Origin of the sequence: Chryseobacterium sp. JAH, from assembly GCF_001507335.1 — a bacterium.
Classification (GTDB): domain Bacteria; phylum Bacteroidota; class Bacteroidia; order Flavobacteriales; family Weeksellaceae; genus Chryseobacterium.
In genome coordinates, this window is record NZ_LMAH01000002.1 from 572451 (window position 1) to 594060 (window position 21610).

A 21610-nucleotide genomic window follows, 5' to 3' on the forward strand; every position below is an offset into this window, starting at 1 on the left:
TTAAAAATCAAATTTTAATCCCAAAGTAAATCTCGGCATGTAATATTCCATCTGCATGGTTCTGTTTTTCTCACCCTGATAATAACGCAACGGCTGATTGGTCAAATTATTAGCCTCTGCAAAAATTCTCATAAAGCTAGTCACTGCGAAAGATACATTAGCATCGAGAAAAGTCTGTTTATCATAATAACGGTCTTCGAAATCTGTAGAACCAAACTCATCCAGATATGCTGCTGCATGATTGAGAGACAATCGCGCTGTAATTTTTTTATTCTCCCAAGAAAGAGATGAATTAAACATATGAGGTGCAGTTCCAGGTAGCATCACATTTGTTCTCAAATCACCATCTGCATTGTAAACGCCTTTTGCTTTAGATTTGGTATAGGTGTAATTTAAATAAACTCCAAAGTGTGAGAGAAAGCCAGGAAGAAAATCAAGCTGTCTCTGAACTGCTGCTTCAAAACCGTACACCTGAACCGATTCACCGTTTTGAGGAAGTACTAAAGTATAGTTTTGTCCGTTTTCCAATGTATTTTCTACACCTGGAAACATTTGTGCAAATTTGTCTCTGTTGAAGCTCTGATCTCTGTAATCGTAAATAAAATTGTTGATCTTTTTATAGAAACCTCCTAAAGATAAAATCCCGACTGATTTGAAATAATATTCTCCCATCACATCATAATTGTGTGCATATGAAGCCTTCAAATCAGGATTTCCGGCAGAAACCTCTCTGTCATTTGGTAGAATATTGACGTACGGGGAAATTTTAAAATAACCCGGCCTTGCCAAAGCCGTAGAATATGCAGCTCTTACAACCAAATCTTTAGCAGGAGTATATTTAAAAGCAATACTTGGCAACCAGTTGGTGTACTGACTTTCAATACTTCTGCTTCCGGTAAGATTTTCTTCATCCTCCACCACATTTCCGGTGTAGTCAATCTGAGTATTTTCAACTCTTACTCCCACAATCATTGACAGTTGATCTGTGAAATTTTGATCCCATCGTAAATATCCTGCGTAAATTTTTTCGTTTGCCGAATAATTTTCTGAAAGAAATTCTGAAGGCTCACTTGAACCTTCGAAAGAAGAAGAATTTAAATTTTGATTTCCTAAATAGGTGTTGCTGGCAAAAAATCCAGGCGCATATGAAGAATTGGGATTAAATCGTCCATTCCAATTAACAAGATCAGCCTGTCCTAAATGATCCATGAAGTTTCCGGTAGGCTCGTACGAAAAGAAATCATTTTCACGTTTCTTGAATTTTAATCTGGCTTTCCCGCCAAATCTCAAACGGCCTTTCTGATTTTCAATAATAGAAAAAGGGACTCTGAAATTCAATCTTCCCGTGATTTCTTCTTCATAAGTTAAACCATTCTGCTGGCTTAATCCGTCAAAAGCATATTGATCAAGCCCTACTTGATTTTGTAGGGTAAACATTGGTTTTTTTGTAGAAAAGTTACTTCCTAACCTAATGTTTTCACCATTATCAGCGGTTTCAGCTTCGTATGAAATATATCTTTCCTCAGGTCTCTGCTCCTCTGCTTTTGAGTAAGACGCGCCCCAATCCATCTCCAGTTTGCTTCCGATGACATGATTTCCGAGTATAGAATAATTTTGCATAATCTGTCTTTCGAGACGTCTTGCATCATTTAATTTATTATTGATTCCACCTTTGGTTTCACGGTTCAGCACCGCATTAAACCCTGAGATATTGGTTTCGGAAGCATCAGAATAAATAGGCTCAATATCTTTAAATCTAAGACGGTATCTGTTTTCCCAATCGTCTCTCCAATTGTACAGGGCTGAAATTCTGATGTTATTTTTATCGTTAAATTTAAAATCAAGATCAGTTCCTATACTTTTTCTTTCGCGTTTCACATCATACTTTCGGATATCCATTTCTTCCATGTAAATGTTTCCTGCGTCATCTTTCGCCCAAACCCCTTCCACATTATCAGAACCATAATCGTTGTTATTGTAAGAACCGTTAAGAACCAATCCTAATTTCCCTTCTGCAAACCTGTTGCTGTAGACAAAACTGTCTGCAAATAGTGCTTTTGAACGAATAGGATTATATCCTGAAGCCGTAGAAATTGAAATTCTCTCTTTTGTAGCTGCAGTTCTGGTAATTAAATCTACTGATCCTCCAATAGCGTCAGCGTCCATATCAGAAGTCAGTGTTTTATTCACCTCAACAATCTGAATCATATCTGAAGGAATAAGATCCATCTGCACATTTCTGTTGTCTCCTTCCGCAGACGGAATCCTGTTTCCGTTTAATGTTACGGAATTCAATTCCGGAGCCAGACCTCTGATGATGATATTTCTTGCTTCACCCTGATCATTCTGCATAGTAATTCCAGGAACTCTTTTTAAAGCATCACCAATATTGGCATCCGGGAATTTCCCCATTTGATCAGCCGAAATTACATTGGTAATATTGGCATTGCTTTTTTGCTTATTCAGAGCACGAGCTTGGTTTTGAAGCGCAATCCCTTTTATCTTAACTTCTGAAATAAGCTGTTCTTTTCTGGTGAAAACAATATTCTGCTTTGTATTTTTATCTGAATCTACTAAAATCTGAATCTCTTTTTGACCATATCCCAAATAATCTACATTCAAGGTATAATTTCCGGAAGGAACGTTCAGAAAAACAAAATTACCGTGCTCATCCGAAACTGTAAAAATATTTCCTGGACTTAAGGTAATCTTTGCTCCGGGAAGTGCTATCTGAGAATTATCATTGATGTTTCCTGAGACTGTACCTTTCTGTGCAAAAACAATCATTGAAGCACACAGCAACACGGTGCATAAAACTTTCTTCATATCTAAAATTTTGATAGCACAAAACTATAAGATTAGAGATCGTCCGCGTTTAATACAACCTTACCAATAAATGAATAAATCTTTACGAAAAGTCGATTAATAAAGCCTTTTGTAAACGCTATGTTATTCTTTGATTAAAAATAACTTAATCATTTTTTGCGAAAAAATGGCAAACTCAACACAATATACTATTAGTGAAAGAGTTAAAGTTCAGAAGTGAGAGAAAGTAAAATATATCACTAATGTGACGATATTAATAAAGCTTCATTTCCCACAAAGCAGATTATCAAATCCCAAGTTGATTGCTGACCAGATTATAATAATAATTTTTCTTTTCTAGTAATTCTTCATGACTTCCTCTTTCAACAAAAACTCCATCATGAAGTACCAAAATCTGATCTGCATTTTTTACTGTGCTGAGTCTATGCGCAATAACCAGAACCGTTTTTCCTTTAAAAAAATCAAAAAGATTCTCCATAATTTCTTTTTCATTCTGAGTATCGAGCGCACTTGTTGCCTCATCTAAAAGAAAAATTGATGAATTTTTGTAGATCGCTCTTGCAATCAGAATTCTCTGTTTCTGTCCCGTACTCAGTGCCACTCCGTCATTTCCGATCATCGTATCTAAACCTAAAGGAAACTGGCTGATGACTTTCTTTAGATTAGCAACTTTTACCGCATAATTTAGCAGATCGTCATTCATCTGATCTTGCCTCAGTGTAATATTGTTCCGTATACTTTCAGAGAAAACAAAACCTTCCTGTAGAACTGTTCCGGTGATTTTTCTCCAGCTGTTAAGAGAAAAATCTGACAACGGCGTTTTCCCAAAATATATTTTCCCTGAATCGGGCTCGTAAAAACGAAGAAGAAGCTTAAAAAGAGTTGTTTTTCCACTTCCGCTCTCACCCACAATGGCTGTTACCTTTCCTTTAGGAATAACCGCATTCAGATTTTTAAGAATTGCAAAATCGCCAAAACCAAAATTTACATTTTCAAGAACAATATCATCATCACTGCTCATTTCGACGGGTTCTTTTTCGATATTTTCAACCGGTCTTGTATGAACTTCAGAAATTCTCTCTAAACTGAGTTTTGCGTCCTGCGTAATCTGAATAAAATATAAAAGCTGATCAAACGGTGAATTCATCTGCCCAACAATGAAGCTTATCGCCAGCATCATTCCAAGTGTTAAATCGCCGTCGATGACTGCATACGCAGAAAATCCTGTGATAAGTATATTCTTCAACTGAGAAATAAACCCTGATCCGATCATCTGATATTGCGAAAGTTTCAGCGCTTTTTTATTTCTTATAAATAATTCCTGCTGAATATTTTCCCATTTAGATTGCTGAAAATTTTCTGATTGATTGATTTTAATTTCAGACATTCCCAAAACCATTTCATTTAACACATTCTGATTCTGGCTGTTGAGAATAAATTCTTTCTGATCTAAGATTTTTCTCTTATTTAAAAAAATAAAAATCCAGAACACTGAAAGAACACTCAGGGTAAAAAAAAGTCCCAAAATAATCAGATTGTAAGTTCCCAAAACCACCGAAAAAACGAGCAGATTAATAAACGAAAAAAGGATTGAAAGCGTATTGGTAGAAAGAAACGAGCTGATACGCTGATGATCTAAAATGCGCTGCTGGATATCTCCTACTCTCTTAGATTCAAAATAGGAAACCGGAAGATGAATGAGCTTTTCTATGAAATCACTGATGAGCTTGATATTGACTTTCGTGTTGACTTTCAACATGATCCAGCTTCTGATTAATTCCATCAAACTGTTTCCGAGAAAGAGCAGAATTTGAGCTCCCACAATCATCAGCACAAGATTTTTCTCCTTCAGTTTTATTGCTTTATCTACCAAATTCTGTGTAAGAAAAGGAAAAATTAAAGTAATCACACTTGTGATCAATAAGGTGAAGAGCAGAAAAAACAGTGCTTTCTTATGAGGTTTTAAATATGTAAATAAAAAATTAAAACCATTTACGGGCTGATCTTCTTTCTTGCTGAAAAATTCATCGGTCGCTTTAATGAGCAATGCTTTTCCAAGACCGTTTTCATCCAGCCAGCTTTCTTTAAATTCTTTCGTTGTGAGCTCTAATTTTCCATATTCAGGATCGGCAATTGTTATTGTATTTGAATGAATCTGAGGGATAAGAACTACGAAGTGCTCTTTTTTCCAATGCAAAATACAGGGTTTTGGAGCTTCGGAAATCAGTTTTTCAAAATCAATTTCTACCGCTAAAGTTTCAAGCTTTAATTCTTCAGAAGCAGAAATCAAATCATGAAAACTCACCCCCGTTCTGGACTGAAACGTAATCAGACGCAGGTATTCGGGAGAAAAGTTTTTACCGAAAAATTTTGTAATTATCCTAAGACAGGTTGGTCCGCAATCCATCGAATCGAGCTGTCTGTAATAGGTAATTTTTGCCACGCTTATCTTTTAAATTAAAACAGTATTACTTCTACGTTCAGATTGATTACAAAGCAAATCTGCAATACTTTTGGAGATGGCATTATCTGATGTAAGATTATCGAGCCAAAAGAACTCTCCTGCAGCATTAATTTCTATAAAAAAATACTCATCTTCCGGAGAGACAATAATATCTATTGCTCCGTAATCGACGTGATAAACATCGAGAAGTTTTCTAATTTTAGATTCAATGTTTTCAGGAAGTTCAGTCTGAACCCATTTATCTAAAAGATTGACACCATCTTTTCTCCAGTCTACTTTTGCGTCTTCAGACTGCTGAGAATCAATCTCGAAGGTGTAAATATCTTTTCCTACAACGGTAACGCGAAGCTCTTTCTTCTTCTCAATCTTTTTCTGAAACTGCATCGGACAATACAGCAGAGCATCTAGCCGATCCAGCTGATCTTCATTAATCTGATTGGTAAAAACCACATTTTCTACGCCGTCTTCATAAATTGCAAAACCGGTCTGCATTTTTGTGATGACACTTTTATGTTTCAAAATAAACTTTTTTGCTTCCTCAGGATTATTCGTGATACAGGTTTCAGGAATTTTAAAACCAATTTTAGAAGCAATTTTCAGCTGTTCCTCTTTGCTGTCTAATCTTCTGTAAACACTTGGCTTACCCAAAGAATAGCAGTCTAAAGACTCTAAAAAACCAAAAAGAGTATTTCTGATTTCTCCCATGGCTGCACCGAAAAACTTCTGATCAAGTTCCTCTTTAAGTCCGTTTCCGATATTGTATGCGCGTCTGTACCAAACGGTCGCAATATCATCGAGCCTGAATTTCCCTTCGGCATTTTCAAGAAAACTCATCCATTTCCCATCCTGAAAAGCCGTCGTAAGCTTATTTTTTAACGGATATAAATCGACATCGAAACGGATGACTTCAAAACCGTTTTTATAAATGTATTCCGTGACTTTATCGATTGAAAAATTATCTTCCGTGTGGGTGATGATTAATATTTTATTGTTCATTGGTGTGTATTCTTTTTAAAAGATAATCTGCAATTCTTTCTGCAATCGGAAAATCCAACTCCTTTTGAAGCATTCCCCATTCTCCCTGAGGGTTTACTTCCAGAAAATAATATTCTCCATCGGTACTTTTAATCATATCAATGGCTCCGAAACACAAGCCCATCTCATTCATCATTAACGTTAAATGATTTTCAATATTTCTGGGGAGCTGATAGGCTGACCAAAAATAATCGTCCCGAACAATGCGCCAGTCTGTATTTTTGCTGTTATTAATTTTTCCTGTAAAATATTCCCCATCAATATAAACAATTCTTAATTCATAGTCTTTTTCGATATACGGTTGAAAAATCATCGGACAATACATGATATCTGACAGATGCTCAACATTATTTTCATCAATAATCGTTGTCGAAATCAAACTTTCACCATTCATATTCCTAGAAATAGTACCATGAAGTTTTGCTATTGCCTTATTATTGCATTTTTCCTTTATAAACTTAAGAATTTCATCCTCATCGTTGGAAAAAAGGGTTGCAGGAATTTTCAATCCGTTTTTTTTAGCAATTTGTAACTGATACATTTTATGAGCATCAGCCTTCTTCTCGTTTTCTAAAGGATTGATCCATGGCAAATGGTCCAACATTCTATACATATTGGCTCGCAGACTTTCATATTCACTGATAAAAATCTTTTGATAATCTTTGTCTAAATCCATGGGACACTCTATTTCCCAGGATTTACGATGCCATACTGCCGTAAAATCTGTAGACTCTGTACGATTTCCATCCGCATCGGTAATTGAAAAAGAACCGTGAGTGATACTCAGTTTTTGGCTGTGATTCAGCTGATCAGAATTAAGTCTGAAATAAGAAATATTCTTAGAATTCAGGTACTCAAAGAAAAGATCAATCGTATAAAAATCCTGAGAATGCGTAATGCAGAGAATCATGATGCGCTTTATTAAAAAAGGAAACTTAAAGTAAGTTTCCTTTGGATATCAATTTGTTAACATGAATAATATTAAAATACGACCTATACCGTAGATTCGTCGCCGTCAGACGGATATTTCATCGTTTGCTGACTGTCGAGACTTGGTTTTGTAACCCCATCCTTCAAAGGTGTTGTAGCTCCAAAACTTGTACTTCCTCCTTTCACCTCTTTAGAATCTTTAATCTGACTTTCTAAAAACGAAGCAAAGAATGGTTTTTTCAACTTTTTCTTTTCCATAATACATTTTTTTTATTGATTTGATAAATCTAAGTTACAAAAAATATATTTCCAAAGATAAAAAGATAACGATTTATGATAATTTTAACCTTTCTTAAATAATTAAATAGTTAAGAAATTTCTGACAACCTCGCTAAAGTCTACCGGATTATCGGCTTGAACCCAATGAGCAGCATTTTTAATCTTAACAAACTGAGCTTTTGGAAACTGTTGCTTGATGGCAAACTCATCCTGCGGTAAAATATAGTTTGATTTTTCCCCTGCAATAAATAAGGTCTCTCCGTGGAAAACTCCGTATTTAATCGCATTTGAGACAAACTGATTGTATTTCTCCGAAAGTGTTTTCAGATTAAATCGCCAGTTCAGTTTTTTTGAATCTCCGTTTTCTTCCCAATACAGATTTTTAGCCAAAAACTGTATGGTTGATTTTTCCGGAATATATTGCGTTAAAACGGCTTCAACCTCACTTCTTGACTTCACTTCATCAAAGTTTACCGTTTCCAATGCTTTAATAATTCCCTGATGATGCGGCGGGTAAGCTTTTGGTGCAATATCTACAACGATTAATTTCTCCACTTTTTCAGGATAATTGATAGCAAACTGCATCACGGCTTTTCCGCCTAAAGAATGTCCTAAAACATGAGCTTTATCCATCCCATAATGATGCATATAATTGACAATATCATTTGCCAAATCGTCGTGAGACATTTCTTCTGAATGAAAACTTCTTCCATGATTTCTTAGATCAATCAAATGAACAGGGAGTAACTCACCGAGTTCTTTTCCGAAACTTCCCCAGTTATCGAGCATTCCAAACAAACCGTGAAATACTAAAAGTGGTGTAGACGATAAATTCTCGCCGAATATTTTTGAATTTAAAATTTCCATTTTTTAGATATTAGATTTCAGACATCAAATTTCAGATTGCAATTTAACAATCTTATGCAAGTCTGTTATCTGCAATCTAAAATCTAATGTCTTATTTACCATTTTGCCAATCTCTTCAGATACGCCTGAACTGTATTTTCCATTCCCATATATAATGCTTCAGAAATCAAAGCATGACCAATGGAAACTTCCAACAAATTTGGAATATTATCTGCGAAATATTTCAAATTATCTAAACTTAAATCGTGACCTGCATTAATCCCCAAACCGAATTTTTCTGCTTCGACAGCCGTTTCAATATAAGATTTGATTGCTTCTTCTTTATTTTTGGAATAGTTTGTTGCATATGCCTCTGTGTACAGTTCAATTCTGTCGGCTCCCGTTTCTGCGGCAAATTTTACCATTGCAGGATTTGGATCCAAGAAAATTGAAGTTCTGATTCCCGCATTTTTAAATTTAGCAATAACAGATTTTAGAAAATCCATGTTTTTTTCACAGTCCCAGCCTGCGTTTGAGGTTATGGCATCATCAGCGTCAGGAACCAAAGTAACCTGTTCAGGTTTCACTTCCAAAACCATATCAATAAAATCTCTGTGCGGATTTCCTTCGATATTAAATTCGGTCGTCACCAAAGGTTTTAAATCATAGACATCTTTTCTGGTGATATGTCTCTCATCCGGTCTTGGATGAATAGTGATTCCGTGGGCACCAAATTCCTGAATTTTAATTGCAGCTTCTGTTACACTCGGCGTTTCGCCACCTCTAGCGTTTCTGATGGTTGCAATTTTATTAATGTTTACGCTTAGTTTAGTCATTATTATAGATGTTAGAAACAAGATTTTCGATATCAAATTTATGTGATTACATGAACTGAGTCCTTATCCCGAGTCTTATTATATTAAATTTATTTTGGCAGACCGATCTGCATAATCTGCAAATCAAACTCTTTGGAAGCAACCAAAAGATGGTCAAAAATATCTGCCTGAATCTGCTCAAATTTTTCCCATTTCGAGTCGTTTGCAAAACAATAGACTTCCATCGGAAGACCCTGAGTGGTAATTTCAAGCTGACGAACCATGATTGGGCTTTCCTTATCGATTTCACGGTCGTTTTCAAGATATTTCTGAGCGTAATATCTGAATACCCCAATATTGGTCAACTGTCTTCCGTTGATCACTTTATCTTTGTGCTGTATTTCTGCTTTCTCTAAATTGATCTCTGAAGTTTTTTCGTTCAGATACTCTGCAATAAGATTGATATCTTTCAACCTCTCAATCTCTTCATTATTTAAAAATTTAAATGAATTGATATTAAAAAAGATTGATTTTTTGATTCTTCTTGTATTGGATTCTGACATTACCTGAAGATTTTTAATTTCAGTGGTCAATAAATCATAAGTTGGAATTGACGAAATCGTTTTATCAAAATTGGTAATTTTGGTTGTCAGCAAATTTATTTCCAAAATATTTCCTTCGATATTATATTTTGGGATTCCGATCCAGTCGCCAACTTTCAGACTTCTTGATGTTGCTACGTGAATTCCTGTAATAAATCCTAAAATAGTGTCCCTGAACACTAAAACCAAAACTGCAGTAATCGCTCCTAAACTCCCTACAATCGTAGTTCCTTTAATACCAAAAACCACACAAATACTGACAATTGAGAATATAAAGATTCCAAGAATTTTTACGGTTTCTGAAATGGCGTTGATGGCCATTACTTTATAATAATCCTGTTTTATGGTAAAATAGTATCTGAAACCCGTCAAAGATCTGTATAACATGCCTGCAAGAATGAGTACCAATCCTAAATTTACAGATCGGTGAATGAAAATAGTAGTTTGTTTTAATGCACCCAAAAAGATTGATTCATGAATGGAGCCAACAATTGCCAAGGCGACAAAATGTGCCACAGAATTGGTAATCCGCGACTGGTAAATTGATTTTACAACAGGGTATTTCTCCTCATTATGAAAGAAACGAAAGACATAATTGATTATGATTTTAAAAATTAAATCTAAAACCATAAAAATACCAAACAGCAAAGCCATTTTCACGATAATATGAAAAACCCACTCAAATCCTGTGGGGGAAATCTTCGATATATAAATATATAGCTGTTCACTAAGTTCCTGCAAAAAACTTTTGGTATCTTTTATTTCGTCTTTCATTATCGCAAATTTAATAAAATTAGAATCAGCAAAACCTTTACCATAACAGATTTTAATAATTATTTTGAAAATTAATTGTAAATTCTATAAATTAAACATAAAAACAAAACACATTTAATAATAAATTCATTAATTTAGTAGTCTAAACCACAAAACTATTATCATGAGAAAACTTAACTTTTTTTTAATTTTTATCATTCTATTATCTTTCGGAGCATGTCGTTCTGAATCAGAAAATCCAACCGAGATTACAGAAAACATTATGAAAACCGGAAAAGTATCCGGAAAAGTAATTTCACAAAACGGGAGTAAACCTATTGGTGGAGCATCAGTTTTCACATTTGATGAAAAATATAAAATCTACCACACTTTTTCAGATTCTGACGGTAACTTTACGTTAGAAGCTCCCGCTGGTGCAAGAACAGTTTATATTCAAACAGGAAACGGAAGCAACTTCCGAACAGAAATTTCTGCTACGATTAAAGACAACGAAACGGTCAATTTAACTACTAATGAGACAAAGCTTAATCAGGTTGCGAAAATTGCATATGTAAAAGGTTCTTATGACAAGATCGAAGACATCATTACAAACTTGGGATATACTGCAACAGAAATCACCAATGCAGATCTTGCAAATATCAATACGCTTGCGCAGTATGATATTATTTTCCTCAATTGTGGTTCACGAAACTATGCAGTCAACCAATCGCTTTATCCTGTGATTGATACCAATTTGGCTATTTTTGTTGCCAACGGAGGAAGTATTTATGCTTCTGACTGGGATGTAGCTTATCTGGTCGGCGGTACAAATAGTACAGATAATTGCGGAGTTTCAGGAGGCTTTGTTCCCGACGCAAAATTATGCTCAAAAAACATTGGCTCAAGCGGTCTTGTTGCAGCAAGTGTAAATAATGCAGGTTTAACTGCCGCACTGGGTTTCAATTCATTAAATATTAACTACGATTTGGCATCATGGCAGAAAATCATCACGTACGATTCTGCATATTGGGAAGTTTTGGTAAAAGATGCTACAACTAACGATGCTCTGATGCTTAGAACCAATCAGTTTACCGCTACAGGAATCCCTACGACACCAATCGGAAATGCTCCGAATACGAATTTTACAACAGTTTGCATTACGCTTCCTGGTAATATCCAGATCAGCATTTCAGTTCCTACAGTTGCAGTTCCTTATCTAGTAGCACTCGGAGCTACCGTTGGTCCATGTTCTGGAGCATCAGGCAGCGGTTATATTTACTATACTACTTTTCATAATCACGCCACAGGAAACATCGGTAGTGCTGGTGTAATTCTGCAGTACGTGATTGTTAATCTTTAAAAATCGGCTTAAAAATTGATACTTAGATAAAGTGGCTTTTAAAAGTCACTTTTTTATTAAAAACTAATTTATGGACCACTCTTTAATCTCTATTATCAGTATCATATTACTTGTTTTGGGAGTACTAGGAACCTTCTTACCTGTTTTACCCGGATTGGTTTTAAGTCTTGGTGGACTTTTAATTTACAAATACGGAACAGATTCAGACATGCCAATGATTTATATTTGGGCATTTATCTTTTTGACCTTAGCTTCTGTCGTTTTAAATTATGTAATTCCCGCAAAAACGAATAAGAAATACGGAGGAACAAATTGGGGTAGCATTGGCTCTGTGATTGGAACTATTGTTGGGATTTTCATTCCTATTCCACTTGGATTTCTGGTCGGGATGTTTGCCGGGGTTTTCATTGGTGAACTGCTGCACGACAGCAAAGATATAAACAAGGCACTACGCTCAACCAAAGGAGCATTCATTGGATTTATCTACGGAACAGGTTTTAGTCTGGTCGTAGGTCTAGCAATGCTGATGGTCGTAGTTTTAGATATGTTTAACGTAATTTAAAAGAAATGTTTTACAAAATTATTATTTCCGGCTTTGCCTTACTGTTTTTAACAGACTGCAATGCGCAAAAAGATACAAACAATCCTGAAAAAGTGGTTAAAAGAGATCTTAAAAACAAAAAAATTGAGGGCAAGGTAATTTACTTTACAGAGGGTGAAAATAAATTTCTGCCCGAATACCAGATGAATGTCACTTTCAAAAATATTGCAGAAGACAGCCGCTGTCCTGAAGGTGTCACTTGCGTTTGGCAGGGAGCAGCAGTTGCCAATATTGAGTTTATGGGAACCACAACAAGGTCGATGACTATTCCACTGGCAACTACCGAAAATGCAGGCCGAAATTACCACAAATCAGCCTTGTTCAACGGTTATAAGATTTCGCTGGTTGAAGTAAACCCAGCCCCGGCTTCAGGAGAAGGAGCAAAAGCACTTGCCGGAAAATACAGAATCGGAATTATTATTACTAAAGACGGATCAAATTCTTCTACCAGGAAATAGGTTTTTTACCTTTTGAAACTAAATATTCATTAATTTTCGAGAAAGGTTTGCTTCCAAAAAAACCTCTGTACACAGAAAAAGGTGAAGGATGTGCCGATTTTAATATAAAATGCTTAGCCGGATCAATCAGTTCGGCTTTTTTTTGTGCAAAAGCACCCCACAAAACAAAAACTATATTTTCTTTTTTGTCTGATATTTCTTTGATGATATAATTGGTAAACGTTTCCCAGCCTAAATCTTTGTGAGAATTCGGAGTATGTGCACGAACGGTTAGAGTGGCATTAAGCATCAAAACACCCTGTTTTCCCCAGTCGTCTAACTCTTTTGAAGTTCTTTCAATTCCAAGGTCGCTTTTTAATTCAATGAAAATATTTTTAAGAGACGGCGGTGCAGTTACCTGTTCGGAAACAGAAAAGCACAAACCATTTGCCTGAAAATCATTATGATAAGGATCTTGCCCGATAATCACAACTTCAATATCATCAAAAGGCGTGATTTCTAAAGCTCTGAAAATCTGTTTTTTTGGCGGGAAAACTTTTGTCGTTGCATATTCCTGTTTTACTTTTTCCCAAAGATTGGTAAAGTAAGGGGTGCTTTTTATCGGGGCTAAAATTTCGGTCCAGGTCATAAATCTAATTTTTCTTAATTGCTTTTATATCGTCAACATAATCATATCCTAAAACACCCTTTGACAAAGTAAGTTCTACATTTTGATTAATGTTAGAAATTCCATCATAAAATTCTCGACTTATGGTCAGTCGTTCATTATTATCGAATTCTGTTTTAATGTATATATAGTATGTTTTACCGCTACCTTTAGTATTATTAACAAAATCTTTATAATTAATTTCTATCTTTTCTTTTCTATCGTCTAAACTTGTAAATCTATAATTAATAAAAACACCTAAAGATGGTATTAAAAGTAGAAAAAAGATGCTAAGACTCAGAACATTATTTCTTTTTGGTTTATCATTACTAAAATGATAATAAAATGATAGAATATAAACTGTCGAAACGCTAAAAATAAGACTTGCAAAAGCAGATTTCCAAAATAACTTATATCCACCAATCGTATTTTCAAAATACCTGCCAAATATTAAAATAATAAAAAGAGGTATTAAAAATATCAACTCAAAATTTTTAACTGGCTTCTTCCCTATTTTCTTATTAGTAAATAGCAGAATTAATTCGGACAAATTATATGACATTAAAACGAAAATCGGTAAAGAAATGAACATATACCCGAAATCTTGTACTGAGAAAAAAAGAATTAAAAGACATATTAAAACTATGGAAATATTTTTCAACATTTAAATCTGCTTGAAATTTTCAACAATTCATTTATTTTTCTTCAAACTAAACACCAAATTATCCGCAAAACCTACATCAGTACTATCCTCTTGCAAAACAAAATCTTGTTTCAACAGAAGACCTTTAGAGTTTTCATTGAACTTATTGGTAAAAGCTAAGATCGTCTGCAAATTTAATTCATTAAAACCAAAGTTTAAAACAGCAGACAAAGCTTCAGACATGATTCCTTTTCTGTGATGATCTGGCAATAATTCATAACCGACTTCTGCTTCTGTTCTGTCTTCAGAAAATCTGTATAGACAGATAGTTCCTATCAGATTCTGTTGATCTTTTGATGAAATCCCCCAATAAAATGTTTCATTATTTGGGGTTCTTTTTTTGATCGTTAAAATAAAATCCAGAGCATCGTAATTTGTTTTGGGAGGAATTCTATTGACAAACTGATTGATGATTCTGTTACTTCTGATTTTAAAAATGTCTTCAACATGACTTACGTCGATGGGTTTTAAAATGAGTCTCTCGGTTTCTAGTTTCATATTTCAAATGTAGGAAAAAACGTATTTTAAATTTAAATTAATCTTTATCACGGAGACCTTAAGATGATTTAAATTAAAAAATACATTTTCAATTTTTCAAATTAACTCATTTTCAAATTAATTATCTTTGCACTGTGTATATAAATAAAGCAGATTTAAACGAATTAGAGTTTCCGCAATTGCTCGCGGAAATTGCTCCTTTTGCCTATTCTCCAAAAACGAGAGAAAAAATCCATGAGCTTCTTCCGATGAAGATTGAAGCGGCTGAAATTTCATTAAAAAAAACTTCAGAATATCTGTCAAGTTTTGAAAGCTCCAATGCAATACCATTTGATGAATACGAAGATATTGAAAGCGAACTAAAGTTGATGCTGATTGAGAATTACCGTCTCGAGAACTCAGCTTTCATCAAAATAAAAACCCTTACCGAGCAAATAGGAAAACTTCAGAAGTTTTTCCCGACGATGCCCGATACGTTTCCAAATCTGATGCAGGATGCTTCTGCTTTGGAATATAAAAAAGAAATCATTGATAAAGTTGACAAAGTTTTCAACCGTTTTGGCGAGGTAAAAAGTGAAGCTTCTCCCATTCTGAAAACATTGAGAGCGGAGATTCAGGTAGCTAAAAAAGCCATACAGGAAAATTTCAACAGAGTTTTATTCAATTACAGTCAGAGTGATTTTTTGGATGACATCCGGGAAAGTATCATTGAAGACCAAAGAGTTTTAGCGGTAAAATCTGCGTATAAAAAAAGAGTTCCGGGACGAGTTCTAGGGCTTTCAAAAACAGGCTCTATTACTTTTATTCAGCCTGATAGCGTTGTGAAGCATTATTTTAAACTTCGCGAAGATCAGGAAGAGGAAAAGAAAGAAATTGATAAAATCCTGAGACAGCTTACGGCAGAACTGGCGGTCTTCCAGCCACAGCTTTGGAGATATCAGGTGTATATTTTTGACTTAGATTTGACGAGAGCTAAAGCTAAATTTGGTGAGTTGGTAAACGGAGTTTTACCTAAAATTAACCGTCACAAAACTTTAAAACTAAAAGATGCGTACCATCCATTATTATGGTTGAGAAATAAGGCGGAAAATAAAACCATTTTCCCTCAAACTTTAAGCTTAACGGAGCATAACAGAATCATCTGTATTTCCGGTCCGAATGCCGGTGGAAAATCGATTACTTTAAAAACTGTCGGATTGCTCCAGCTAATGATTCAGAGTGGAATTCTGGTTCCTGTACATCCAAAATCTGAAATGTTTTTTTTCGAGAAAATAATGACCGATATTGGTGACAATCAATCTATTGAAAACAATCTTTCGACGTATTCGTCAAGATTAAAGAAAATGGGTGGAATCATCCGTGAATCTAATCCTGAAACCCTTCTACTTATTGACGAGTTCGGAACAGGGTCTGATCCCGAATTAGGTGGTGCTTTGGCCGAAAGCTTCCTCGAGTTTTTCTATGATAAAAAAAGTTTTGCAATTATTACAACGCATTACACCAACATTAAACTGGTGGTAGAAGGGCTTCCGAATGCCATCAATGCTGCAATGCTTTTTGATGAAGAAACATTGGAACCGATGTATAAACTGGAGGTTGGACAAGCTGGTAGTTCATTCACTTTTGAGGTTGCGGAAAAGAATAAAATCCCGAGATTTATCATTCATTCTGCGAAGAAAAAAGTTGAGCATGACATCGTTAATTTAGATAAAACCATTGTGAAACTGCAGCAGGAAAAATTTGAAGTAGAAAAACTGAAAACCGACCTTGCCGAAAGAAAAGGATCCGTGGAAGACAAACGAGACAATCTTCAGAAACTGAACGAGCAACTTCAACAAAAACTTTTCAACTTTCAGAAATTATATGAAGATGAGCACCGTAAACTTCAGTTTGGGACCAAGATTGAAGGTTTTATCGACAGCTATGTAAAAGGCAAATCCAGAAAAGATGTTGTAAAAGATTTTGTAAAGATTCTTGAGCAGGAAAAGTTCAGGAAAATCGGTGCTGATAAAGACGAAACTAAACGTCTTCAGATTGTCAAAAGAAAAATCACTCAGCAACTGAAAAAAGAAGATGTGATTGAAAAAATCTCGGAAACCAACGAGAAAATTGAGGAAAAACGTAAAACCGACCGCGCTGTCTGGATGAAAGTGGGACAACGTGTAAGAATTACAGGAAGTACAAGCGTTGGAACGATTGAAATGATTTCTAAAAACAAAGTGACGGTAAATTACGGTTCTTTTAAGACATTGATTAATGCTGATGAACTGGAAAGAATTTAAGCCGCATGATTACATTAAAGAATCATCATTTTTTTTTGATCCTGTAGGTATTTTCGGAATTAAATCTTAATTTCAGTAATCAACCCGTTCAAACAAATGGTGAAAATTTTGACATAGATTTCGCATAGAGAACCATTTATAAGCGGAAAGAAATCAAAGACTAGTTTTTTTGGATATCAATTGTAAGCCCACTATGAATATGGTTGGAAAAAGGAGCCTACTAAGACCAGATTTTAGAATTGAGGAACATTATATAATTGAACTTAAATTTTTACTTTGGTAAATTGAAATTCCTGATAAGAAAAGAAATAAAAAAAATAGTTTTTTGTCATACTATTGATTTTGAGATATTTGTCTAAAATTAAGTGTTAAATTACGAGATCAATCCATTGGAGTGAAAATAATCCAACATAAGTAATAAAATATTATTCTTGTTTTAAAAAATGTTTACCAATATCACAATTATTTGGATATTCTACAGAAAACTGCTGATTCCTGCGGTCTTATTTTCTGTACTACTGGATCTTCAATTGGGATTGAATTTTGAAAATTTCGGATTATCCTTTTTGGTTCTTTTACCCGTAATGCATTACTTCATTTATGAACTAAGATTTAAAAACGAATATATTTTCTACGCTAACTTTGGATTTTCAAGATTATTTCTGTGGATTTTCACATTATCATTCGGTTTAATTATAAAAATTATCACGATTTTTTTATGAGTACACTTCATGTTGACAGCATCACAAAATCATTTGGTAAAAAGAAGGTTTTACAGGATGTATACTTAGGTTGCAAAACTGGTGAAATTGTGGGAATCCTGGGAAGAAACGGCATAGGTAAATCGACTCTTTTCCAAATTATTTTCGGAATTCTGAAAAGTGAAACTCAGTATGTAAAGTTCAATGATTTTATTTTAAAAAACCAATCTCACCGTAAAAATAGGATTTCATATTTACCACAATCTTCTTTTTTACCAAAAAATATTAAAATAAAAAAACTCATAGCTTTATTTTGTGACGATGAAAACTCTGCAAAACTTTTGAATACAGAATTATTAAAATCTTTCATCGATGAAATTCCGCGTAATCTTTCGGGTGGTGAACTAAGAATTCTAGAAGTTTTACTAATTATTTATTCTAAAGCTGAATTCATTTTACTCGATGAGCCTTTTCACAGTGTTTCGCCAAAAATTGTTTCTAAAATAAAAACTATTATTAAAGAAGAGTCAAAAAACAAGGGATTCCTAATTTCAGATCATCAATATCAGGATGTTTTGCACATTTCAGACAATATTTATCTTCTTTCAGACGCTCGTTTAAAACCATTACAAGATTTAACAGAATTGCAAAGGTTTAATTATCTTCCGAAAAACATTTAATTTATATCTTTGAACTATAAATATTGTTTCCCAATGACTGTCATCAACAAAGCGATTTATGTATCGATATTCAGTTTTTTTTGTCTTTCATTAATTGACGCTCAGAATAAAGTTCCTTTCGGAGTGGTAAAAGCGACTGAAGGATATGCAATGGTACGTGTTCATAAAGAGGACTACCGAAAAATCGTAGACAAAATCCGTATGAAAAAAGGCGACGTCTTTGTTTATGTAAAGCCAGCACCCGGCGAAACCGACTGGATCTGGATCAAATATCCGGAAAAAGCTGAAATTGAAAAGCCCTTTGTAAGATATGACAGCCTGACAAAAGAAGGAATGGTCAATAAAGACCGTATAGCCTTTATTGATCAGCTCCCACAATTTACTCCATCAAAATCTAAAAACGGAAAATCATTGATCTTTACCGACAACAGTAATCCTAAAATTCCTACAGCACAGAGAAGTAAAGTAGTAATTGACATTTATCCCTCAAATGCAGGTTACCGTAAACAGGAAAAAGATGCGGACGGAAATATTAAAACCATCGATAAAGTAAAACCATGGGGAATTGATAAAGAATTGCCAACAGGAATGACTGAGATCAAGTCAATCAGAGTGCAGCAACCGGGAAGAGGTTCTGTTTTCGTGAGAGAAGCGATCAAAAATATGTTTCAGCCAACAATGGATTTTGAAAATATCGGAGTGACATCCATCGACGAAGATCATATTTTCCTTTATATGATCAATGGATCAGGATCGAACCGCTACACTACACTCTGGACTATAAGAGAAGGAAAAGTAATCAGCCAAATTATTTTAAAAAATCCTGAATAATTCATCTATTTATTCTTATTTTAGCACACGAAAAGTCAATCGCTTTTAGTTTCGAGCTTTTTGCATATAACTTTTCAGAAAATTGGTTCTGCCTAACCGCAGATAAAAAGGGAACCGTGTGAAAATCACGGACTGTCGCGCAACTGTAAAGTAACCGAAGTCTTTATTAAAATCCACTGTGCAAAACAAAATGCATGGGAAGGAAGTAAAGATGTTACAAGTCAGGAGACCTGCCATTTTCTTTAGACAAAAAACTTTCGCGAGTTGAAGTTTGTTGATCTCATGGTTTATTTCAGGAATTCCTTGTTCCCGATATTTCTATTTGTATCAATATATTTCATTCTCGCCATAATCGAGTAATGAAATATGAATACAGAAGAAAGAATTGAAAATTCCGAAACCCGCATCTTTAAAGCGGTTTTCCCCAATACAACCAATCATTACGACACACTTTTCGGAGGTACTGCAATGCAATTGATGGATGAAGTCGCTTTCATCACCGCAACCCGTTTTGCAAGAAAAAGAGTGGTAACGGTAAGCAGTGATAAAATCGATTTTAAAAAGCCAATTCCAGCGGGAACCATCGTTGAGCTAATTGGGAAAGTCTCTCAGGTCGGAAAAACAAGCATGAAAGTAAATGTGGAAATCTACACCGAACAAATGTATTCTTACGAGAGAGAAAAAGCAATTACAGGTGATTTTACATTTGTAGCAATTGATGAATTTAAGAAACCAATCCAAATACTATAGTCCTTAGGTGGTTTCGGCGGGCAAAGCCCGCCGAAACCTTTTTTAATCTAATATTCTACGGCCAGAATACATCTAGTTTGAATTGATGATACTTTAAAAAATGTGTGGTCATATAAATTGATAAGCGCACGTACTATATACAAATTGCCTTAGTGTTGCTAAATTCATTCTACCTCAAAACTTTTTCAGCTTCAAGATTTTTAAGCATCAAAAACTGAAAAGCTTCTCCCATTTCGTCAGAGGCTCTGCTAATTGCATTTTCAAGCATTTTCCTAACCTGTTTTTCAGTTACCGCTGCTTCTGTCCAGCTTTTTCCTGATGTGTGAGAATTGAGAATAAATGGCATAATTCTGTCGATGGCACATGCAAAAATTGCGTCAGGAGTTTTTTCTTCCTCAAATTCAAGCCATAGATTAAAGAATTCTGATCGGATGGGCTCGTCTAAAATCCCGAAAATATTCTGAGCCGAAAGTTTTTCTCTTTCAAATTTTCCAACCATTGCTGCCTCATCAAAAAGGAAAGTGTCTCCTGCTTCAATTTCTACCAAATCATGAATCGAAAGCATTCTAATCACCCTCAACAGATCTATATCTGCGCGGTTTTTGGCGTAAGGGAAAAGAATCTGAGCAAGAATAATGATCTGCCATGAATGCTCTGCTGTATTTTCTCTTCGAGAATCATCAGCATTGTAATTTCTTCTTTGTACATTTTTTAACGCATCAATGGCGACAATAAAATCAATTTCTTTCTGAATTTTCATTTTGTTTCTTTATAATAGACCTCTTTAGGATATTTTGTGGTTTTTGTAAACCATTTATAATCTGTGAAATCTGTTTTCTTTGTTACAACATTTTCAGCATCTCTGGTATCTTCTTCAAACTCATACACCATAAGCGGATCCCGTCCAGAAATCACTTCATATTCTTTTGTGATCTGTAAGCAGCATCCAGATTTTAAATGAGCAATAAGTCTTTTTCTTTCGGAGTCTACTGTCAGCATTGTGAAATTCTCTTTAACCAAAGCTGTCATTCCATTATTTAATAAAAATTGTTTTTCTGCGGCCTCAAAAATAAAAATATCGTATAAAAACTGTGTGCTATTTCTTGAAGATGCGTTTATCAGTGCAACGTCTTGATAACCATCAAAATTGAAATCTTCGAAAATAAATGGAACTATCTCATCAGCCAATTTAATATTTTTTGAATTCAAAGAATCCGGTTCGATATTAAAAGTGAAATTATCTGAGGAGATGCGAGGAAATATTTTCGAAGTATTTTTATCCTTTAAAATGATTGTGGTCTTTCCAAAACATTCATTCTTACTACAGGTAGCAATGTCGATGTTTACGTTATATTTTTCAGAAATATCATTTAATTCAAAATGATTTTGCGCAAAACAGAGCGATCCGATCACACTCAAAAATGGTAGAAATTTGTAGTACATGGTTTTAGTTAGTTTTAGGTGGAAATTTACTATAAATATAAGAATAAATATAAATTTGAGATCCTAAAATGTACTTTATTCCCAATTACATAGAGTACATCAAAATT

At 34.6% G+C, this 21610-nt stretch carries 21 protein-coding genes and 1 riboswitch; of the genes, 8 read left to right on the plus strand and 13 right to left on the minus strand.

Annotated elements, in window-relative coordinates; genetic code table 11:
- The 8 genes from AR685_RS06220 to AR685_RS06255 all read right to left on the minus strand — a co-directional run bounded on the left by AR685_RS06220 (window position 1) and on the right by AR685_RS06255 (window position 10571).
- A complete protein-coding gene (locus AR685_RS06220) occupies window positions 1–2826 on the minus strand; it encodes a TonB-dependent receptor (protein ID WP_059124039.1) in 2826 nt (941 codons plus the stop codon).
- A gap of 286 nt (window positions 2827–3112) precedes the next feature.
- Complete coding sequence (locus tag AR685_RS06225; RefSeq protein ID WP_059124040.1) at window positions 3113–5269, minus strand: peptidase domain-containing ABC transporter; 2157 nt, start codon at window positions 5267–5269, stop codon at window positions 3113–3115.
- Window positions 5270–5278: 9 nt separating this feature from the next.
- On the minus strand, window positions 5279–6286 hold the full coding sequence (locus tag AR685_RS06230; protein ID WP_059124041.1) for an MvdC/MvdD family ATP grasp protein: 1008 nt from the start codon (window positions 6284–6286) through the stop codon (window positions 5279–5281).
- On the minus strand, window positions 6276–7235 hold the full coding sequence (locus tag AR685_RS06235; RefSeq protein WP_059124042.1) for an MvdC/MvdD family ATP grasp protein: 960 nt from the start codon (window positions 7233–7235) through the stop codon (window positions 6276–6278). The genes AR685_RS06230 and AR685_RS06235 overlap by 11 nt, the downstream gene beginning before the upstream one ends.
- Before the next feature lie 83 nt (window positions 7236–7318).
- On the minus strand, window positions 7319–7513 hold the full coding sequence (locus tag AR685_RS06240) for a microviridin/marinostatin family tricyclic proteinase inhibitor (RefSeq protein ID WP_047442566.1): 195 nt from the start codon (window positions 7511–7513) through the stop codon (window positions 7319–7321).
- Between the two features lie 102 nt (window positions 7514–7615).
- Window positions 7616–8401, minus strand: coding sequence for an alpha/beta fold hydrolase (locus tag AR685_RS06245; RefSeq protein WP_047442565.1), 786 nt, complete (start codon window positions 8399–8401; stop codon window positions 7616–7618).
- 95 nt (window positions 8402–8496) lie between these two features.
- The gene (locus AR685_RS06250) at window positions 8497–9216 is read right to left on the minus strand and encodes a pyridoxine 5'-phosphate synthase (protein WP_047442564.1); all 720 of its coding nucleotides are present in this window, start codon (window positions 9214–9216) and stop codon (window positions 8497–8499) included.
- An 89-nt stretch (window positions 9217–9305) separates the two neighbouring features.
- Window positions 9306–10571 (minus strand): mechanosensitive ion channel family protein, encoded by a 1266-nt coding sequence (locus tag AR685_RS06255; protein ID WP_047442563.1) that lies wholly within the window; start codon window positions 10569–10571, stop codon window positions 9306–9308.
- Between the two features lie 163 nt (window positions 10572–10734).
- On the opposite strand from AR685_RS06255, the gene AR685_RS06260 reads away from it, so the two are divergent.
- From AR685_RS06260 to AR685_RS06270, 3 genes are all read left to right on the plus strand, one after another.
- A complete protein-coding gene (locus AR685_RS06260) occupies window positions 10735–11910 on the plus strand; it encodes a carboxypeptidase-like regulatory domain-containing protein (RefSeq protein ID WP_059124043.1) in 1176 nt (391 codons plus the stop codon).
- A gap of 70 nt (window positions 11911–11980) precedes the next feature.
- Complete coding sequence (locus AR685_RS06265) at window positions 11981–12472, plus strand: DUF456 domain-containing protein (protein ID WP_059124044.1); 492 nt, start codon at window positions 11981–11983, stop codon at window positions 12470–12472.
- 5 nt (window positions 12473–12477) lie between these two features.
- The gene (locus AR685_RS06270) at window positions 12478–12969 is read left to right on the plus strand and encodes a hypothetical protein (protein WP_059124045.1); all 492 of its coding nucleotides are present in this window, start codon (window positions 12478–12480) and stop codon (window positions 12967–12969) included.
- Here AR685_RS06270 and AR685_RS06275 read toward each other — a convergent pair.
- The 3 genes from AR685_RS06275 to AR685_RS06285 all read right to left on the minus strand — a co-directional run bounded on the left by AR685_RS06275 (window position 12956) and on the right by AR685_RS06285 (window position 14816).
- Window positions 12956–13597: a uracil-DNA glycosylase gene (locus tag AR685_RS06275; protein ID WP_059124046.1), complete on the minus strand. Its 642-nt coding sequence runs from the start codon at window positions 13595–13597 to the stop codon at window positions 12956–12958. The genes AR685_RS06270 and AR685_RS06275 overlap by 14 nt on opposite strands.
- Before the next feature lie 4 nt (window positions 13598–13601).
- Window positions 13602–14165 (minus strand): hypothetical protein, encoded by a 564-nt coding sequence (locus tag AR685_RS06280; RefSeq protein WP_131777601.1) that lies wholly within the window; start codon window positions 14163–14165, stop codon window positions 13602–13604.
- Between the two features lie 141 nt (window positions 14166–14306).
- Window positions 14307–14816: a GNAT family N-acetyltransferase gene (locus AR685_RS06285; RefSeq protein ID WP_059124048.1), complete on the minus strand. Its 510-nt coding sequence runs from the start codon at window positions 14814–14816 to the stop codon at window positions 14307–14309.
- Window positions 14817–14950: 134 nt separating this feature from the next.
- On the opposite strand from AR685_RS06285, the gene AR685_RS06290 reads away from it, so the two are divergent.
- The 5 genes from AR685_RS06290 (at window position 14951) to AR685_RS06310 (ending at window position 20060) form a co-directional block, all read left to right on the plus strand.
- The gene (locus AR685_RS06290; protein WP_059124049.1) at window positions 14951–17098 is read left to right on the plus strand and encodes an endonuclease MutS2; all 2148 of its coding nucleotides are present in this window, start codon (window positions 14951–14953) and stop codon (window positions 17096–17098) included.
- A gap of 443 nt (window positions 17099–17541) precedes the next feature.
- Window positions 17542–17820, plus strand: coding sequence for a hypothetical protein (locus AR685_RS06295; protein WP_047442555.1), 279 nt, complete (start codon window positions 17542–17544; stop codon window positions 17818–17820).
- The gene (locus AR685_RS06300; RefSeq protein ID WP_059124050.1) at window positions 17817–18479 is read left to right on the plus strand and encodes an ATP-binding cassette domain-containing protein; all 663 of its coding nucleotides are present in this window, start codon (window positions 17817–17819) and stop codon (window positions 18477–18479) included. Before AR685_RS06295 ends, AR685_RS06300 begins: the two co-directional genes overlap by 4 nt.
- A 33-nt stretch (window positions 18480–18512) precedes the next feature.
- Complete coding sequence (locus tag AR685_RS06305) at window positions 18513–19310, plus strand: hypothetical protein (RefSeq protein ID WP_059124051.1); 798 nt, start codon at window positions 18513–18515, stop codon at window positions 19308–19310.
- Window positions 19311–19376: 66 nt separating this feature from the next.
- Window positions 19377–19563: riboswitch (cobalamin riboswitch) on the plus strand.
- A gap of 113 nt (window positions 19564–19676) precedes the next feature.
- Complete coding sequence (locus AR685_RS06310) at window positions 19677–20060, plus strand: acyl-CoA thioesterase (protein ID WP_059124052.1); 384 nt, start codon at window positions 19677–19679, stop codon at window positions 20058–20060.
- A gap of 169 nt (window positions 20061–20229) precedes the next feature.
- Here AR685_RS06310 and AR685_RS06315 read toward each other — a convergent pair whose 3' ends face one another.
- Together AR685_RS06315 and AR685_RS06320 are read right to left on the minus strand one after the other, a co-directional pair.
- On the minus strand, window positions 20230–20820 hold the full coding sequence (locus AR685_RS06315; protein WP_047442551.1) for an HD domain-containing protein: 591 nt from the start codon (window positions 20818–20820) through the stop codon (window positions 20230–20232).
- Complete coding sequence (locus AR685_RS06320) at window positions 20817–21503, minus strand: XAC2610-related protein (protein WP_059124053.1); 687 nt, start codon at window positions 21501–21503, stop codon at window positions 20817–20819. The genes AR685_RS06315 and AR685_RS06320 overlap by 4 nt, the downstream gene beginning before the upstream one ends.
- Between the last annotated feature and the right edge of the window lie 107 nt (window positions 21504–21610).